Annotated in this window: 14 protein-coding genes and 2 tRNA genes; 7 read left to right on the forward strand and 9 right to left on the reverse strand. The window is 68.5% G+C overall.

Annotated elements, in window-relative coordinates:
• The first annotated feature begins 84 nt into the window (after window positions 1-84).
• On the forward strand, window positions 85-885 hold the full coding sequence (gene hisN, locus ACGFSB_RS30025; RefSeq protein WP_393405700.1) for a histidinol-phosphatase: 801 nt from the start codon (window positions 85-87) through the stop codon (window positions 883-885).
• 190 nt (window positions 886-1,075) lie between these two features.
• Entirely contained in the window at window positions 1,076-1,477 is a 402-nt protein-coding gene (locus ACGFSB_RS30030) for a cyclic nucleotide-binding/CBS domain-containing protein (RefSeq protein ID WP_393405702.1), read from the forward strand.
• 88 nt (window positions 1,478-1,565) lie between these two features.
• Here the strand turns inward: ACGFSB_RS30030 and ACGFSB_RS30035 are convergent, their stop codons facing one another.
• On the reverse strand, window positions 1,566-3,035 hold the full coding sequence (locus ACGFSB_RS30035) for a catalase (protein ID WP_393405903.1): 1,470 nt from the start codon (window positions 3,033-3,035) through the stop codon (window positions 1,566-1,568).
• 126 nt (window positions 3,036-3,161) lie between these two features.
• Here ACGFSB_RS30035 and ACGFSB_RS30040 point away from each other — a divergent pair, with 126 nt between their 5' ends.
• From ACGFSB_RS30040 to ACGFSB_RS30055, 4 genes are all read left to right on the forward strand, one after another.
• On the forward strand, window positions 3,162-3,578 hold the full coding sequence (locus tag ACGFSB_RS30040; RefSeq protein ID WP_393405704.1) for a Fur family transcriptional regulator: 417 nt from the start codon (window positions 3,162-3,164) through the stop codon (window positions 3,576-3,578).
• Between the two features lie 217 nt (window positions 3,579-3,795).
• The gene (locus ACGFSB_RS30045) at window positions 3,796-4,581 is read left to right on the forward strand and encodes an ABC transporter ATP-binding protein (protein WP_393405706.1); all 786 of its coding nucleotides are present in this window, start codon (window positions 3,796-3,798) and stop codon (window positions 4,579-4,581) included.
• A complete protein-coding gene (locus tag ACGFSB_RS30050; protein WP_393405707.1) occupies window positions 4,578-5,456 on the forward strand; it encodes an ABC transporter permease in 879 nt (292 codons plus the stop codon). Before ACGFSB_RS30045 ends, ACGFSB_RS30050 begins: the two co-directional genes overlap by 4 nt.
• Window positions 5,453-6,655 carry an ABC transporter substrate-binding protein gene (locus ACGFSB_RS30055; protein WP_393405708.1) on the forward strand — a complete coding sequence of 401 codons (1,203 nt, stop codon included), beginning with the start codon at window positions 5,453-5,455 and terminating at the stop codon, window positions 6,653-6,655. The genes ACGFSB_RS30050 and ACGFSB_RS30055 overlap by 4 nt, the downstream gene beginning before the upstream one ends.
• 71 nt (window positions 6,656-6,726) lie before the next feature.
• Here ACGFSB_RS30055 and ACGFSB_RS30060 read toward each other — a convergent pair.
• The 4 genes from ACGFSB_RS30060 to ACGFSB_RS30075 form a co-directional block, all read right to left on the reverse strand.
• Window positions 6,727-6,800, reverse strand: a tRNA-Met gene (locus ACGFSB_RS30060).
• Window positions 6,801-7,022: 222 nt separating this feature from the next.
• Entirely contained in the window at window positions 7,023-8,870 is a 1,848-nt protein-coding gene (locus tag ACGFSB_RS30065; RefSeq protein WP_393405709.1) for a sel1 repeat family protein, read from the reverse strand.
• Between the two features lie 221 nt (window positions 8,871-9,091).
• A tRNA-Met gene (locus tag ACGFSB_RS30070) sits at window positions 9,092-9,165 on the reverse strand.
• 50 nt (window positions 9,166-9,215) lie between these two features.
• Entirely contained in the window at window positions 9,216-12,134 is a 2,919-nt protein-coding gene (locus tag ACGFSB_RS30075) for a UPF0182 family protein (RefSeq protein ID WP_393405905.1), read from the reverse strand.
• A gap of 146 nt (window positions 12,135-12,280) precedes the next feature.
• On the opposite strand from ACGFSB_RS30075, the gene ACGFSB_RS30080 reads away from it, so the two are divergent.
• Window positions 12,281-12,823: a PPA1309 family protein gene (locus ACGFSB_RS30080; protein ID WP_393405711.1), complete on the forward strand. Its 543-nt coding sequence runs from the start codon at window positions 12,281-12,283 to the stop codon at window positions 12,821-12,823.
• Between the two features lie 98 nt (window positions 12,824-12,921).
• On the opposite strand, the gene ACGFSB_RS30085 is transcribed toward ACGFSB_RS30080, so the two are convergent.
• The 4 genes from ACGFSB_RS30085 to ACGFSB_RS30100 form a co-directional block, all read right to left on the reverse strand.
• A complete protein-coding gene (locus ACGFSB_RS30085) occupies window positions 12,922-14,013 on the reverse strand; it encodes a PDZ domain-containing protein (RefSeq protein WP_393405713.1) in 1,092 nt (363 codons plus the stop codon).
• Between the two features lie 93 nt (window positions 14,014-14,106).
• The gene (locus ACGFSB_RS30090) at window positions 14,107-14,277 is read right to left on the reverse strand and encodes a hypothetical protein (protein ID WP_393405715.1); all 171 of its coding nucleotides are present in this window, start codon (window positions 14,275-14,277) and stop codon (window positions 14,107-14,109) included.
• 152 nt (window positions 14,278-14,429) lie between these two features.
• The gene (locus tag ACGFSB_RS30095; protein WP_393405717.1) at window positions 14,430-14,894 is read right to left on the reverse strand and encodes a molybdenum cofactor biosynthesis protein MoaE; all 465 of its coding nucleotides are present in this window, start codon (window positions 14,892-14,894) and stop codon (window positions 14,430-14,432) included.
• Between the two features lie 107 nt (window positions 14,895-15,001).
• Window positions 15,002-16,114 (reverse strand): NAD-dependent epimerase/dehydratase family protein, encoded by a 1,113-nt coding sequence (locus tag ACGFSB_RS30100; RefSeq protein WP_393405719.1) that lies wholly within the window; start codon window positions 16,112-16,114, stop codon window positions 15,002-15,004.
• Between the last annotated feature and the right edge of the window lies 1 nt (window position 16,115).

Below are 16,115 nucleotides of genomic sequence, written 5' to 3' on the forward strand. Positions count from 1 at the left end.
CCCGCACGGTATACGCCATGTCCCGGAATGGCCCGGACATACGGCGTTGTGGCTCAGGCACAACGAGATCGATACTGTTCACTCATGCCCGACTACCACGATGATCTGCGTCTTGCCCACGTCCTCGCGGACACCGCCGACGCCGCGACGATGGACCGGTTCAAGGCCCTCGACCTCAAGGTCGAGACCAAACCGGACATGACGCCGGTGAGTGAAGCGGACAAAACGGCCGAGGAGCTGATCCGGTCGAACCTGAAGCGGGGGCGGCCGCGCGACGCGATCCTCGGCGAGGAGTTCGGCGTCGAGGGCACCGGACCGCGCCGCTGGGTGATCGACCCGATCGACGGCACCAAGAACTACGTACGCGGCGTACCTGTCTGGGCCACGCTGATCTCGCTGATGGAGGCGGGCGAGGGCGGCTTCCAGCCGGTGGTGGGTGTCGTATCGGCGCCCGCCCTCGGCCGGCGCTGGTGGGCGGCGAAGGGCGGCGGCGCGTACACCGGGCGCAGCCTGACCTCCGCGACGCGGCTCAAGGCCTCCAAGGTCTCGCGGCTGCAGGACGCCTCGTTCGCGTACTCCTCGCTCACGGGCTGGGAGGAACAGGGCCGCCTCGACGGATTCATGGACCTCTCGCGTGCGGTCTGGCGCACCCGTGGCTATGGCGACTTCTGGCCGTACATGATGGTCGCCGAGGGCTCGATCGACATCTGCGCGGAGCCCGAGCTCTCCCTCTGGGACATGGCCGCGACGGCGATCATCGTGACCGAGGCGGGCGGCACCTTCACCGGCCTCGACGGAGCACCGGGACCGCACAGCGGCAACGCGGCGGCGTCGAACGGCCTGCTCCACGAAGAGCTGCTCGGATACCTCAACCAGCGCTACTGAGGTACCTCAACCAGCGCTACGGAGGTACCTCAATCAGCGCTACGGAGGCGTGCGCCCCACCCGCGCGCGCCGAACCGGCAGCACGCACCCCCTTGTTGACACCGCGCATGGCTGCGACTCTGAGAGTTCCCCCACTTGTGAACTTGTGAATCGCTTCTCGTAGGTGATTCCCCAGGAGGTGGCTCAGCCCATGCTCGTCCGTGACGCCATGAGCACGATGGTCCTCACCATCGGCCCCGCCCACACACTGCGCCAGGCCGCCAGGCTGATGTCGACGCGTCGCGTCGGCGCGGCCGTCGTCCTCGACCCCGACACCTACGGCCTGGGAATCCTGACCGAGCGCGACGTCCTCATCTCGTTGGGCAGCGGCCAGAACCCCGACACCGAGACCGCGGGCACCCACACCACGACCGACGTCGTCTTCGCCGATCCGTCCTGGACCCTGGAGGAAGCCGCGGAAGCCATGTCGCACGGCGGCTTCCGGCACCTGATCGTGATGGAGGCGGACGGCCCTGCCGGGATCGTCTCGGTCCGCGACATCATCCGCTGCTGGGCCCCGAGCAGGCAGCACGAACCGGCGGTGCCGGCCTGAGCAAGCCCCGGTGACGAGAGGCGGGCCGGGCCCCCGAGGGGATCCGGCCCGCCCTTTTCTCTCTGTTCTCTCCCTACGACAAGCGACCTCAGCCCCGGAGGGCCTGGACCGCGGCCTCGAGGCGCTTGCCGAAGTCACCGTCCGCCTGACGGAAGTTGTTGACCGCGCGCTCGGCGATGTCGTCGCGCGAGACGCCCGCGATGTTGCCCGCGAGGTTCTCGATCAGCCGCGCCTGCTCGTCATCGGACATCAGCCGGTAGAGGTTGCCCGCCTGCACGAAGTCGTTGTCCTCGGCGTGCGAGGGGGTCTCGTGGTTGCCCGTGCCGCCGGTGACGGCGCTGGTCGCCCAGAGCGGCTTGTCCGTCTGGAACGGGCCGCCGAAGGAGTTCGGCTCGTAGTTCTTCGTACCCTTGTGGCGGCCGTCGTACAGCGCGCCGTCACGCGAGTGGGTGCGCGCCTCGGTGGCATGCGGGCGGTTCACCGGCAGGTGGTCGGCGTTGATGCCGACGCGGTAGCGGTGGGCGTCCCCGTACGCGAAGAGGCGGCCCTGGAGCATCTTGTCGGGGGAAGGACCGATGCCCGGCACGAAGTGCGCGGGGCTGAAGATGCTCTGCTCGACCTCACCGAAGATGTTCTCCGGGTTGCGGTTGAGCTCCAGCTTGCCGATCTCGATCGGCGGGTAGTCCTCGTGCGGCCACACCTTGGTGAGGTCGAAGGGGTTGAAGCGGTAGTTCGCCGCGTCGGCCGCCGGCATGATCTGCACCTGCACGGTCCAGGACGGGAACTCACCGCGCTCGATGGCCTCGCGCAGGTCACGCTGGTGCGAGTCGGGGTCCTTGCCTGCCAGGACCTCGGCGTCGGCAGCGGTGAGGTTCTCGATCCCCTGGTCAGTCTTGAAGTGGTACTTGACCCAGAAGACCTCACCGGCCTCGTTGTTCCACTGGAACGTGTGCGAGCCGAACCCGTCCATGTGGCGGTAGGAGGCCGGGATGCCGCGGTCACCGAAGAGCCAGGTCACCTGGTGGGTGGTCTCGGGGCTGAGCCCCCAGAAGTCCCATACGTTGTCGGCCTCCTGGGAGCCCGTGTACGGGTCGCGCTTCTGGGTGTGGATGAAGTCCGGGAACTTGATGGCGTCCCTGATGAAGAAGACGGGGGTGTTGTTCCCGACCAGGTCGTAGTTCCCCTCCTCCGTGTAGAACTTCAGCGAGAATCCGCGCGGGTCACGCACGGCGTCGGCCGCGCCGAGGTTGCCGGCCACGGTGGAGAACCGCAGAAACGTCTCGGTCTGCTTGCCGACCTCGGAGAGGAACTTCGCGCGCGTCCACTGCGAGACGTCGCGGGTCAGCGTGAACGTTCCGTACGCACCGGCGCCGCGTGCGTGGACGATGCGCTCCGGGATGCGCTCCCGGTTGAAGTGCGCGAGCTTCTCGAGCAGCAGCTGGTCCTGGATCAGCATCGGCCCGCCGACACCCGCGGTCTCGCTGTTCTGGTTGTCGGCCACCGGCGCGCCGGCCTCCGTGGTGAGCGGTCCCTGCGTCACGTGCGCCTCCTGCGTCATTTCCTGCAAGTCCTGTCCTTGGCGTTGCCTGCCACCGACCCTACAATGGACTTTGTCTAAGTCAAGCAGTCATCCAAAGTCACACCTCGTCGGGACTTAGGCCCTTCGCCTGCTAGGCTGGTTCTCATGAGCGACCTGTTGGAACGACTGCGTGGACGCGGTTGGCGCATGACCGCGCAGCGACGCGTCGTGGCCGAGGTCCTCGACGGGGACCACGTCCACCTGACGGCGGACGAGGTGCACGCCCGTGCCATCGACAAGCTGCCCGAGATCTCCCGGGCGACCGTCTACAACACCCTGGGCGAGCTGGTGACCCTCGGCGAGGTCCTCGAGGTCTCGACGGACCGCAGGGCCAAGCGGTACGACCCGAACGCCCACCGCCCGCACCAGCACCTGGTCTGCGCCCGCTGCGGCGCGATCCGCGACGTCCACCCCACGGGCAACCCCTTGGCAGGCCTCCCCGACTCGGAACGCTTCGGCTTCACGGTCGAGGGCGTAGAGGTCACATACAGGGGCACTTGCCCGGACTGCGCGGGGGCATAGCTCCGGTCCGCTCGGCCTGCGGGCGGGCGTTCCGCAGGGCGATGGGGGTCTCCCCTGCTCGAGCGAAGCCGCGAGCTTGGGGAAGGGTGGGCACAGGCCGACCGCGGTCAGCAGTCGGCAGCGAATCTCAGCCAGAGCAGACCCCTTCCGGAATCTGACGGTGCGTCATATCGTCGGCGGGCCCTGATATCCGCCTGCCCTCCGCAAGGAGACCCCCGTGGGAGATCCGCGCCCCAAACTCGAAGCCCACGCAGTGACAAGAACCTTCGGCCGCGGCGCCAAAGCCGTGGACGCCCTGGGTCCAGTGGACCTGCACATCGCCCCAGGCGAATTCACCTGCATAGTCGGCCCTTCCGGCTGCGGAAAATCAACCCTCCTCCGCATAGCCGCAGGCCTCCTGCGCCCCAGCAGAGGCGAGCTACACATCCGCACAGCCGCGCAGCGACCCGCGGCGATGATCTTCCAGGACTACGGCATCTACGACTGGAAAACCGTCCAGGCCAACGTCAGATTCGGCCTGGACATCCAGCAGACCCCCCGCCGCGAGGCGAACGCCCGAGCCACGGACTGGCTCACCCGCCTGGGCCTGGCCGACTTCGCCGACGCCTACCCCGCCACCCTCTCCGGCGGTATGCGCCAACGCGTGGCCATCGCCCGCGCCCTGGCCGTGGAGCCCGAGATCCTCCTGATGGACGAGCCGTTCGCGGCCCTGGACGCCCAGCTCCGCACGATCCTCCAGGACGAACTCCTCGACCTCACCCAGACCACCCACACCACCACCCTCTTCATCACCCACAGCCTCGAAGAGGCGATCGTGCTCGGCGACCGCGTCCTGGTGATGTCCGCACGGCCGGGCCGCATCATCGCCGAACACCGCCCGCCGTTCCCGAGGCCCCGCACCGGCGACGTACGCACGACACCAGAATTCACCGCCCTCAAGGGCGAGTTGTGGGACCTGCTGCGCGGCGAAGTGGTCCGCGAGGACAAGGCGGTCCCGGCATGACAGCAACGAACACCCCACGCAAAGCCGCCGCCCCCGAAGACGGCGTACTCGTCCGAAAACCGGGCCCCCAGGAACTCCACCCCACCCGCACCCACCGCAGACGCCGCACCCTGGAGATCACGCTCGCGGCGGCCGTACCCCTCGCCCTCGTCCTCCTCTGGCAACTGGCCGCCACCCAGGGCTGGATCGACGACCGCGTCTATCCGGCTCCCCAGACGATCATCGAAGACGGCTGGGACCGAGCGGCGGACGGCGAGCTGTGGCCGGACGTATGGGCCACGCTCAAGCGCGTACTCGCCGGATACGCGATCGGCACGGTCACCGGTTACGCCCTCGGCCTGCTCATGGGCTCGCTCTCTCTCGTACGGGCCGCACTCGAACCGCTCCTGGACGCGCTGTACGTCGTACCGAAACTGGCCCTCCTGCCCGTCTTCCTGAACATGTTCGGCCTCGGCGAGGGCCCGCAGATCGCGCTCGTGGCGGCCACCGTCTTCTTCTTCGTCTGGATCTCGACCATGGCGGCGGTGCTCGCCGTACCGTCCGGACACCGCGACGCGGGCCAGGTCTTCGGCGCGTCACCGTGGCAGATGTTCCGCCACGTCCTGCTCCCCGCCTCGCTGCCCGCCGTGCTCGTCGGCGCGCGGATCGCGGCCGGGGTCGCGGTCCTCGTCATCGTCGCCTCGGAGCAGATCGCCGCGGCGGACGGCCTCGGCCACCTGATCTTCGACTCGCGGGCCCTCTTCCAGAACGACGTGATGTTCGTCGGCATCGTCTGTGTCGCCCTGCTCGGCGTCATCTTCTCCGAACTGGTCAGGATCGCGGGCCGGTTGCTCACCCCCTGGGCCCCACAAGACCGCGGCAGAAGCCAGTCATGATCCATTCGCACGCGTACGGAGGCTCCATGCGCATCCGCACCCGCATCCGCATCCGCATCCGCACCACTACCCTCACGCTGCTCATGGTGGGCTCACTGCTCGCCTCCGCGGGCTGCGCGAAGGAGGACGACACCGACGACATCACGGACTCGGCGGCGAAGGCGAAGCCCCGCGCCATCAAGGCGGTCCCCGGCTGCGGCAAGGGCAGCTGGACGGACCCGTCCGACCTCGCCGAGGACCGTGCGCCCGCCCGCTGCGACAAGGGCAGCCCCGCCCCACACCCCCTCCGCAAGGAGCGCAGCCTCACCATCGCGACCGGCACCCTGAGCGCCGAGTACGTCGCGCCTCTCCAAATGGCCGTCGAGAAGGGCGAGTTCAAGAAGGAGGGCCTGAACGTCCACCTCAAGGTGCTTCCGACCCCCGACGCGCTCCCCCTCCTGGCCAAGGGAGACATCGACGCCCAGTGGGCGGCCCCGGAGGCGGCCGTCATGAACGGCATCACCAGCGGCTTCACCATCAAGTGGGCGGCCGGGAACTTCTCCCCCGCCCCCAAGTCCAAGAGCGGCCTGTGGGTGAAGCTGAAGAAGGGCGAGAGCGCGGGCCACGTCCCGATGGACGGCCGCACACTCGGCACGATGATCGGCAAGGGCTCGGTCATCTCGTACCCCATGGGCAAGGCCCTGAAGAAGCACGGCGGCGGCCTCGACAAGATCCAGTTCCAGCAGCTGGGTTCGGCCGACGTCCTGACCGCCCTCCAGAACGGCGGCACCGACTCCGCCTGGCTGCTCGACCCGGTGTGGCGCAAAGTCGACGGCGACAAGCAGTACGCCTTCCTGGGCGGCCAGCCCCAGGGCGAACCGCTCGGCGGCCTCCTGTTCGGCCCCAACCTCCTGGACGAGGACCCGGACGCGGGCGTCGCGCTGCTCCGCGCGTACATCAGGACCGTGAATACGTACTTCGCGGGCGACTACAAGGCGAACAAGGGCTTCGTGACCGAACTGGCGAAGCTCCTGAAAACCGACGAAACGGTACTGAAGTCGACTCCGTCGCTCCGGATGGACTGGGAGATCAGGTCCGGCACGACGGACCGTCTTCAGGAGGCGTACGAGGCTGCGGGCGTCGCCAAGGGTGACAAGGTCCCGGAGGAGAAGGCGGTGGATCGCAGGCTGTACGAGGAGGCGGTGGGCCACAAGCCCTAGCTGTAGCCCCTCCCCCCGGACACACCGAAGGCCAGGAAGCAATTGCTTGCTTCCTGGCCTTCGGTCTTTAGTAGCGGGGACAGGATTTGAACCTGCGACCTCTGGGTTATGAGCCCAGCGAGCTACCGAGCTGCTCCACCCCGCGCCGTTGTGTTGTAAACATACGCCACACGCCCCGACCAGCGCAAATCCCTTCCGCAGCCCGCCGCTGTGGGCAGGCGTTCCGCAGGGCGATGGGGGTCTCCCCTGCTCGAGCGAAGCCGAGAACTTGGGGAAGGGTGGGCACAGCCCGACCACCGGGCCGCACCCGCCCGACAACCGCAGGCGCGAACAAGCACAGGCGCAGGCGCAGCCACAGCCGCACGCGCTAAGCAGTCAGCTCCTGCTGAAGCGCCTCGCGCAACCGAGCAGCCCGCTCGGAAACAGAAGCGGGCCCAAGCTCCACGGCACGGGAAGCCCACCGCTGCCCCTCAACCAGCTGCCCACGCCGAGCGTAAAGCAGCGCCAGCCGCAGCGCGGCCCGCCCATGCCCCGCGTCAGCGGCCCGCGTCCACCAGAGCGCCGCCTCCGGCTCACTGCCCTCGCGGGCAAGGAGCAGCCCCAGATTGAACGCCCCGTTCCGGCTGCCCGCGTCCGCCGCGAGGCGGTACCACCGAGCCGCCTCGACGACATCCCCGCGCCCAGCGGCCAGCATCCCGACGCGCACCTGCGCACGCCGGTGCCCCTGCTCGGCCGCCCGCTCGTACCACTCCTCACACTCGGTCTTCTCGGCAGCGGGCTCACCGAGCGCCGGTGGCCCGGCAGGCGGCCGGCGGGCGTCGAGGACAGTGCCGAGCCGGTAGGCGGCCTCCGCGCTGCCGCCGCCCGCCGCGCACCGCAGATGCCGCTCGGCGTCCTGCTCGTCGCCGTCCCGCAGCCGCGCGGTGCCGACCTGGAGCGCGGCCTCGGTGTGTCCGGCCGCCGCCGCACGCTCGTACCAGGGCAGCGCGGAGCCCTCGTCGTCGCGGGACGCGTACAGAATCCCGAGGTTGAAGGCCGCGTCCACACTGCCCGCCTCGGCGGCCTTGGAGAACCACGGCTCAGCGCCCGCCGCGTCGCCGCCCTGGAGCAGCAGCACGGCAAGCGCGTTGGCGGCCTCGCGGTGATTGGCGTACGCGGCACGCCGATACCACTGGTCGGCCTGCGCGGTCCGCCCCTGCTCGGCGCAGAGCAGACCGAGGTTGTACGCGCCGTTCACATCGCCCGCGTCCATGGCAGCGCGATACCACCGTTCGGCGGTCTGGTTCTCACCGCGCTCGGCGTGCAGCGCACCCAGGGCGTTCGCCGCGTTCCCATCGCCGTCCTGGGCTGCTTTCAGCCACCAGACGGCGGCGCTCTCCTCGTCGCCCGCGTCACGCAGCAGGAAGCCGAGGGCGCAGGCGGCACGCGCCTCCCCGTCCTTCGCGGAGTTCAGGTACCACCGTCCCGCCTCCTTCAGCTCGCCGCGCTGCTCCAGGATCGCGCCGAGGTGCAGCGCGGCCCGCCGGTGCCCGCGCGCGGCGGCCTGGCGGTACCACTGCTCGGCCTCGTCGGCAGCGGACCGTACGCCTACTCCTGTGTCGTCGGCACCCGCGGCGCCCGCGGCACGCTCGGTGCGCTCGGTGCGCTCGGTGCCCTCCGCGGCGGCCCGCCGGTCGAGCGCACGGGCGATCCGGTAGGCGGCCTCGCGGTGGCCGCGCTCGGCCGACGCCCGCATCCAGCGCTCGGCGCCCTTGTCACCGCGGTGCTCGAGAAGATCGGCGAGGGCGTACGCCCCCAGGGCATGGCCCTGCTCGGCGGACTGGCGCAGCCAGTACTCGGCGGCGGGCTCGTCGCCGCGCTCGCGGTGGTGCCGCCCGAGCGCGTGCGCGGCCGCGGCGGAACCGGCCACGGCGGCGACCCGCCACCAGCCGGCCGCCTCGTCGGCGTATCCGCGCTGGTGGAGGAGGACGCCGAGATTGTTGGCCGCGGCGCGATCACCCTCGGCGGTCGCCGCGCGCAGGAGAGATTCAGCCCCGTCGAGATCACCACGGCGCAGGAGAAGGCTTCCGAGGACGCTCATCGCATCGACGTCTCCGCCCTCGGCGGCCAGTCGATGACGCATCTCCTCGGCGGCCGCCCCGGGATCCTCCCGGTCGGCCGGCTGCACAAACCGCCCTGTCTCCAACAGAGTTGCCTTGTCCCCCATAACGTCCATCGTCGCACCACCTGCAACCTGGGTACACCTGGTATACCGCAGCCAGTGAGGTCACTTCAGCGTTTTGTCGACATGCCCACAGAGAGATAAGTGAAACACAGTTTTCCCAACTCCCCCCAGGCGGAGCACGGTTCGCACAGAACAGCGGACGGCACCACGGGCCCCACCCACACACAACGAAGGCCCGGATCCGATAAGGATCCGGGCCTTCGTCCTACTAGTAGCGGGGACAGGATTTGAACCTGCGACCTCTGGGTTATGAGCCCAGCGAGCTACCGAGCTGCTCCACCCCGCGCCGTTGTGTTCAAACCGTACCACGGCGCGGGGTGGGTGTTTCGCAGCTGGTCAGCCGCCCTTCTTGTCGCCGTTCTTGTCGCCGTTCCCGGCGTCCTTCTTGTCGCCCTTGCCGTCCTTCGACGCGGTCTGGGCGTCCTCGGCTACCTGCAGCGCGTCCTCGAGCTTCTGCTGCGCTTCGCCGTAGGCCTTCCAGTCGCCGTCCTTCAGCGCCTGCTGCCCGTCCTCGAACGCCTTCTGGGCGTCGTCCAGGGCGGCCTGCACCGTCGGATCGCTGGTCTTGGGCGGCTTCGTCGGATCACCGGTGTCCTGGCCCGGTGGCTTGGTGGTCCCATCAGCTCCGAAGACCTGGTTGAGGCCATCACTCAGGGAGTCCGCGAAGGCGGTCTCCGTGCCGTAGGACACAGCGACCTTCTTCAGCAGCGGATACGCCGACTTGCGTCCCTGTACGTAGACGGGTTCGACGTACAGGAACCCGTCGTCCAGTGGCACGGTCAGCAGGTTTCCGTAGAGGACGTCGGAATCGGCGCCCTTCATGTCCCGGACGAAGTTGCCGACTTCCGTCATGGAGTTCAGTTTGTTCTGGACCTGTTCAGGGCCGTCCACGTCGCCCGTGACTCTCAGTAGCTTCATGCTGCCGAAGTTCTTGCTTCTGGCATCGGCGTCGACCGTCATGAAGGCACGTAGGTTGGGGCGCCCACTGGGGGTGAACGTCGTCGTCAGCGAGAACTGCTGCTGCGTCTGACCCGGTGTCTTCATGGACAAGTAGTACGGCGGTACCGCGCTGTTGTCCTTCTTCGTCGGGTCGTTCGGCACCTGCCAGGCGTCACTCGCGTTGTAGAACTGGCCGGCGTCCGTGACGTGGTAGAGCGTGAGGAGCTCGCGCTGCACCTTGAACATGTCCTGCGGGTAGCGCAGGTGGTCCATCAGGGCTTTGGGGATCTCGCTCTTGTCCTTGACGGTGTCCGGGAACGCCTTCTTCCAGGTCTTCAGGACCGGGTCCTTGTCGTCCCAGGTGTAGAGCTTGACCTCTCCGGTGTACGCGTCGACGGTCGCCTTCACCGAGTTGCGGATGTAGTTGACCTGGTTCTGCTGGGCCACCACCGCGCGCTGGTCGTCGGCCTCGGACAGCGAGTCGGCCGTGGTGTCACCGAGCGTGGTCCGCGAGGCGTACGGATATCCGTTCGTGGTCGTGTAGGCGTCGACGACCCACTGGATCCTGCCGTTGACCACTGTCGGATAGCTGTCGCCGTCGATCGTCAGCCAGGGGGCCACCGACTCGACGCGTTCCTTGGGGGTGCGGTTGTAGAGAATCCGCGAACCCTCGCCGATCGCGCCCGAGTACAGCATCTGCGGTTCGCCGAAGGACACGGCGTACGCGGCGCGATTGACCGGGTTGGAGAGATTGACGCCGCTGTCGCCCTTGTAGCTGTACGTCTTCTGGCCGCCCCCGTCCTCTTCGTAGTCGAGCTCCTTCTGGGGCCCGCCCACGATCGAGTACTGGGTGGTCTTCTCGCCGTAGTAGATCCGCTGCTCGTACTCGCCGAGCTTGCCGGAGGTGGGCAGGCCGGACTCGGTGAAGTCCGGGGCGCCCTTGGAGCCCTTCTTGGTCTCCGTTCCCTTGGCCGTGACCATTCCATAGCCGTGGGTGTAGGCGAAGTGGTCGTTGATCCAGTTGCGCTTCTCGAGCTTGTCGAGGCTGAGCTCACGAAGGCCGACGATGGTGTCCTGGCCGTTGTAGCGGTCGACGTCCAGCGTCTTCGGGAAGCGGTAGTACTCGCGCTCCTGCTCCAGCTGCTGGAACGTCGGCGAGACGATGTTCGGGTCGTTGAGGCGGTAGTTCGCGGCCGAGTCGGCGTTGTCCCGCTTCCCCTTGGGGTCCTCGTCGGCCTTCCCCGCGCCCGTGTAGTCCTCGGGCTTCACTCCGCTGATGCCGTAGGCGTCGCGCGTGGCCTTGATGTTCTTCTCGATGTACGGCGCTTCCTTGGCCTGCTCGTTCGGCTGGACCTGGAACTTCTGCACGATGGCCGGGTACAGACCGCCGATGAGAATGGCGGAGAGGACCATCAGGCCGAAGCCGATGACCGGCAGCTGCCAGGTGCGCCGCCACAGCGTCCCGAAGAAGAGCAGGGCGCAGATGACGGCGATGCAGAACAGGATGGTCTTCGCCGGCAGGTACGCGTTCGCGTCCACGTAGCGAAGGCCCGTCCAGTTGCCCGTCGCCTTGAAGTCACTGGCCTTCACCGCGAGGCCGTACCGGTCGAGCCAGTACGCCACGGCCTTGAGCGCCACGAAGACGCCGAGCAGCACCGACAGATGCCCCGTAGAGGCCGCCGTCGCCCGCGCGCCGGGGCTGGTGATCCGGAGCCCGCCGTACAGATAGTGCGTGAGGGCGGCGGCGATCAGGGAGAGCACCGTCGCCGCGAAGCCGAAGCCGAGCAGGAAGCGGTACCAGGGCAGGTCGAACGCGAAGAACGACACGTCCAGGTGGAACTGCGGGTCCTTCTGGCCGAAGGAGACGCCGTTCACCCACAGGAGCCACGTGCGCCACTGTCCGGCGGCCGACGCGCCCGCGATCAGGCCGATGAGCGTGGCGATGCCGAGCAGCAGCCACTTCTTGTACGGCGCGATGCTCATGCGGTACCGGTCGAGGCTCTGTTGCTCCATCGACATGGCGCTCAGCGGCGGGCGCAGCCGGTGCGCCAGCCAGATGTTCACTCCGACCGCGGCCGCCATGAGGAGGCCGAAGACGAAGAACAGGCCGACCTTGGTCCACAGGGTCGTCGTGAAGACCGACGAATAGTTGACCGAGCGGTACCAGAGCCAGTCCGTCCAGAACCCCGCGAACATGACGAACAGCATGGCGAGAACCGCCAGGATGCCCAGTGTCATGAGCAGGGTCCGGACGCGACGGGACGGTCGGCCCACTCTGATCCGTGGCCCCGTCGGGCCTCCGCCGCGGTCCGGCATCTGGAAAGCCAAGGTGCGCACCTCGAAGTTCGATGTTGATTCTGTTGATCCGTCAGGGCCCTGTGATCGTGGACCCACACCTATGCAACTTACTCACGCTTTACTCGGTTCCCGTTTCTGGGGACTAACGAGGCAGGATTGTGACTATGTCCAACACTCCCATGGCAGCGAGCCCCCTCACCCGAGCCGTACTCGAGATCGATGAGTACGCGTCCGGCCTCGGTTGGGACCGGCCCGCACGCCTCTTCGCGCTCGTCGACACGGCGCGACTGCGCACCCAAGAACCCGGCCTCGCCACCCAGCTCGGCCTCGACAATTCCTCGGAGGAGACCGGCCTCACCCCCATCGAGCAGGAGGAGATTCCGGAGGGCAAGCCGCTGGACGAGTTCCTCGGCACCATCGCCTGGCCGGACGCCGTGGTGGGCTGCGCCCTCACGGTGGAGCGCCTGATGCTGCCGCCGTCGGCGGAGACGTCTGTCCCGGAAGGGCTCAGCGAGGCTCAGCTCGCGAAGTGGGTGGCCGAGCATCCTGACCGCCAGGAGGTCCGCATGAGCGTCGCGGTGCTCCGTGACGGTGCACGCGAATCGGCGCTGCGGCTGCGCAAGAAGGACTCGCCGAACGAGGTCCTCACGGGGTCCGACCTGGTGCCGGGCCTGGCGGATGCGCTGGCGGCGACGTTCGCGGAGTAACCCCGCCTTGTTCTCGTACGCGGGTGGGGGCGACCCCACCCGCGTACTTCTGTGCGCGCGTACTTCTGTCCGCGGTGTGCGCTGTCGCTGCTACTTCGCTACTTCGCCGTGCACTGCGGCAGGTCGGCGGTGTCGCCCTTGCGGATGGCCTTGAGGGACTTCACCGCGTCGTCGATGGTGTTCACCTTGACCAGCGTGAGGCCGTCGGGAACGTCCTTGGCCGCGGTGGCGCAGTTGTCCTTCGGCGTCAGGAAGTACTCGGCGCCCTTCTGGCGCGCACCGACCGTCTTCATACCGATGCCGCCGATCGGACCGACCTTGCCCTTGTCGTCGATCGTGCCGGTGCCTGCCACGAACTTGCCGCCGGTGAGGTCGCTCGGGGTCAGCTTGTCCACGATGCCGAGCGCGAACATCAGTCCGGCGCTGGGGCCGCCGACATCGGCGAGCTTGATGTCGATGGTGAACGGGAACGTGTGGTCGGTGCCCGCCCGGATGCCGACGATCGCGTGGTCGTCGTCGTCCTTCGCCTTCTCCGTGGTCATCTTGATGTCGTCGGTCCGGGTCGCTTCCTTGTCCGCCTTCTCGGCGGCGGCCGCCTCCTTGACGGGGACGACGCTGAAGACGACTTCCTGGCCCGGCTTGTGCTTGGTGACCAGATCGGCGACGTCCGTCATCTCCTTCACGGGCGTGCCGTCGACCTTCCGGATGACGTCGCCCGCGTGCAGCTTGCCCTCGGCGGGGCTGTCCTTGAAGACGGTGGAGACGATGACCTGGGACTTCACCGGCAGGTCCAGCTCCCGCAGCGCCGCGACCTTGGCGCTCTCCTGGGACTGGCTGAACTCCTCGGCGTTCTCCTGGGACGACTGCTGCTCGGTCTTGCCGTCCGGGTAGAGAGTCTCGTGCGGCACCACGATGTTGTCGTGGGAGAGCCAGCCGTAGACGGCCTCGGCGATGTTCATGTTGTAGTCGGCGCCGGTGACCCTGACCGTCGTCATGTTGAGGTGCCCGGTCGTCGGATAGGTCTTGTGGCCGGAGATCTGCAGCACCGGCTCGCCGCCGTGGTCGCCGAGGGTGTTCACCGTGGGACCCGGGGACATCTCCGAGTACGGCACTTTGATGAGGACTCCGGCGCAGAGCAGCGCGATCAGCATCAGGGTGGAGGCGAGCATCGTCGCGGTGCGGCGTGGCATGGAACGACAGTACGGGACCTGCCTGTCAGTGCACCGCTGGGGCCAGTCCGTACGGGGCCTGCGGGGGCACCTGGTGGGGTCAGGGCCGGTGGCTCAGGTTCCGGTGTGGGACTTCTCCATCGCCTCGCGGAAAGCCGCGTAGCCGTTGAGTTCGGTGTTGTCCCCGGTCTTGCCGGACTTGCCGTTACGAGCGGCCAGGGCAGCCCAGAGCCCCGCACCGACAGCTGCCGCAAGCGGAATCAGCAACCAGGCAAGTGATGCCATGTCGACCTCCCGACCCCATGAGCGACCGCAACTGACTGATCAGCAGATTAACCATCTGCTACGGCAACGCTCACGCCAGGGGTCGGGTTACGCAACCGGAGGCACTTGGGCCAACTGGCTCGGCAGCCTCAGGAGGAGAGGGGGCAGGAAGATCAGCAGGCGCCGACCCACTCCTCCTTGCCATCGGAGAAGCGCTGGTGCTTCCAGATCGGGACCTCGTGCTTGAGGTCGTCGATCAGCTTGCGGCAGGCCGCGAAGGCCTCCGCGCGGTGCGGGCAGGAGACGGCCACGACCACGGCGAGGTCGCCCACCGCCAGGTCACCGACGCGATGGACGGCGGCCAGGGCGCGTACCGGATATTCGGCGACGACCTTCTCGGCCACCCGGCGCATCTCGGCCTCGGCCGTCGGGTGCGTCGAGTAACCGAGCTCGTCGACGTCCACACCTCCGTCGTGGTTGCGCACGGTCCCTACGAAGAGCGCCGTGCCGCCCGCGGAGTCGTCGCCGACGGCCCGGAACACCTCGTCCAGGGAAAGCGGGGCATCTCGGATCGCGAGGAGCCGGATGGGGTCCTTGGCGGCCTGCTCGCCGGGGTGGTCGTTCGTGGTGCGTGCCATGCGGCCATGGTGCCGCACGGCACGGACATCACGGAATAGCGCTTTCGCCCGGCACGCGCGCGTGCCGCGTTGGAGCTCTCTACAGGCCCGCAGGTCAACCGGGACTCTCAGATCCGGCGCCGGGCCTTCCGCGCGCGCCGCACCACCGCCGCCGCACCGAGCAGCGCGACCGTCGCGCCCGCGGCGCCCGCGGCCGTCGCGTCCTTGCGCCCGAGCCTGCGTCCCGCCACGGTCCGGCGCCCCGCGACCTCTTCGAGGAGCTCCGCGAGGACCTCCTCGTTGGTCCACTGAGGCCGCCATCCCGCGTCGTGCAGCCTGCTGACGCTGACCACCCACGGATACATCGTGTACGCGAGGTCACCGGCCGGAGACGGAGTGAGACCGATCCGGTGCAGTCGGGCCGCCGCGCCGAGGGCGACGGTGGAGGGCAGCTCCATGCGCCGGATCTCGCTGAGCTCCTCGACCTCCTCCTGCTCGAGCCACCCGTCACAGCCGACGGCCAACTCCCCGTCGACCTTCTCCAGGACGGCGTACTCGAGGGCGCTGCACAGGTCCTCGACGTGGCAGAACTGCCAGGCCGGGCGCGAGCCCGCCACCACGAGCAGCCGGGGCGACTCGAAGTACCGGGTGAGCGCTGTGTCGGTGCCGCCCACCAGGACCGCGGGGCGCACCACGGTGACGTTCAGACCGGGGTGCGCACGGGGCGCGCGCCGGGCGAGCCGCTCGACCTCCAGGAGATCGCCGACGCCGGTCGCCTCCGCGGTCGCACGCAGTTCGGAGTCTTCGGAGAGGGGCAGTTCGTTGTCTTCCAGCGCTCCGTAGACCATCGCCGACGTGCAGAGCACGACCCGGTGGACGCCGGCAGCCGCGGCGGCCGTAAGGACGGTCTGCGTACCGCGTACGTTGTACGCGGTACGGGCCGCCGCGTCGGTCTCCAGGTCGAGATCGAGCGCGAGGTGCACCACGACGTCCGCGCCGCGCAGCTTCTCGGCGATCGCGGGATCCCTGACGTCCAGGATGTGCCACTGGGCCTGGGCGCACTCGCCCCGCCGCTCGTCGATGGCCACGACCTGCTTGATCTCTTCGGACGCGGCAAGGCGCTCGGTCAGCAGCGCGCCCACGCCGGACGCGGCACCGGTGACCGCGACCACGGGCCCGCGGACCGGGGCCGGAGTTGAGAGGTTTCGCGCTGCGCGAACCTGTGGATCTGGGGAACTCACC

The sequence above is a fragment of the Streptomyces sp. NPDC048441 genome, from assembly GCF_043200235.1.
Classification (GTDB): domain Bacteria; phylum Actinomycetota; class Actinomycetes; order Streptomycetales; family Streptomycetaceae; genus Streptomyces.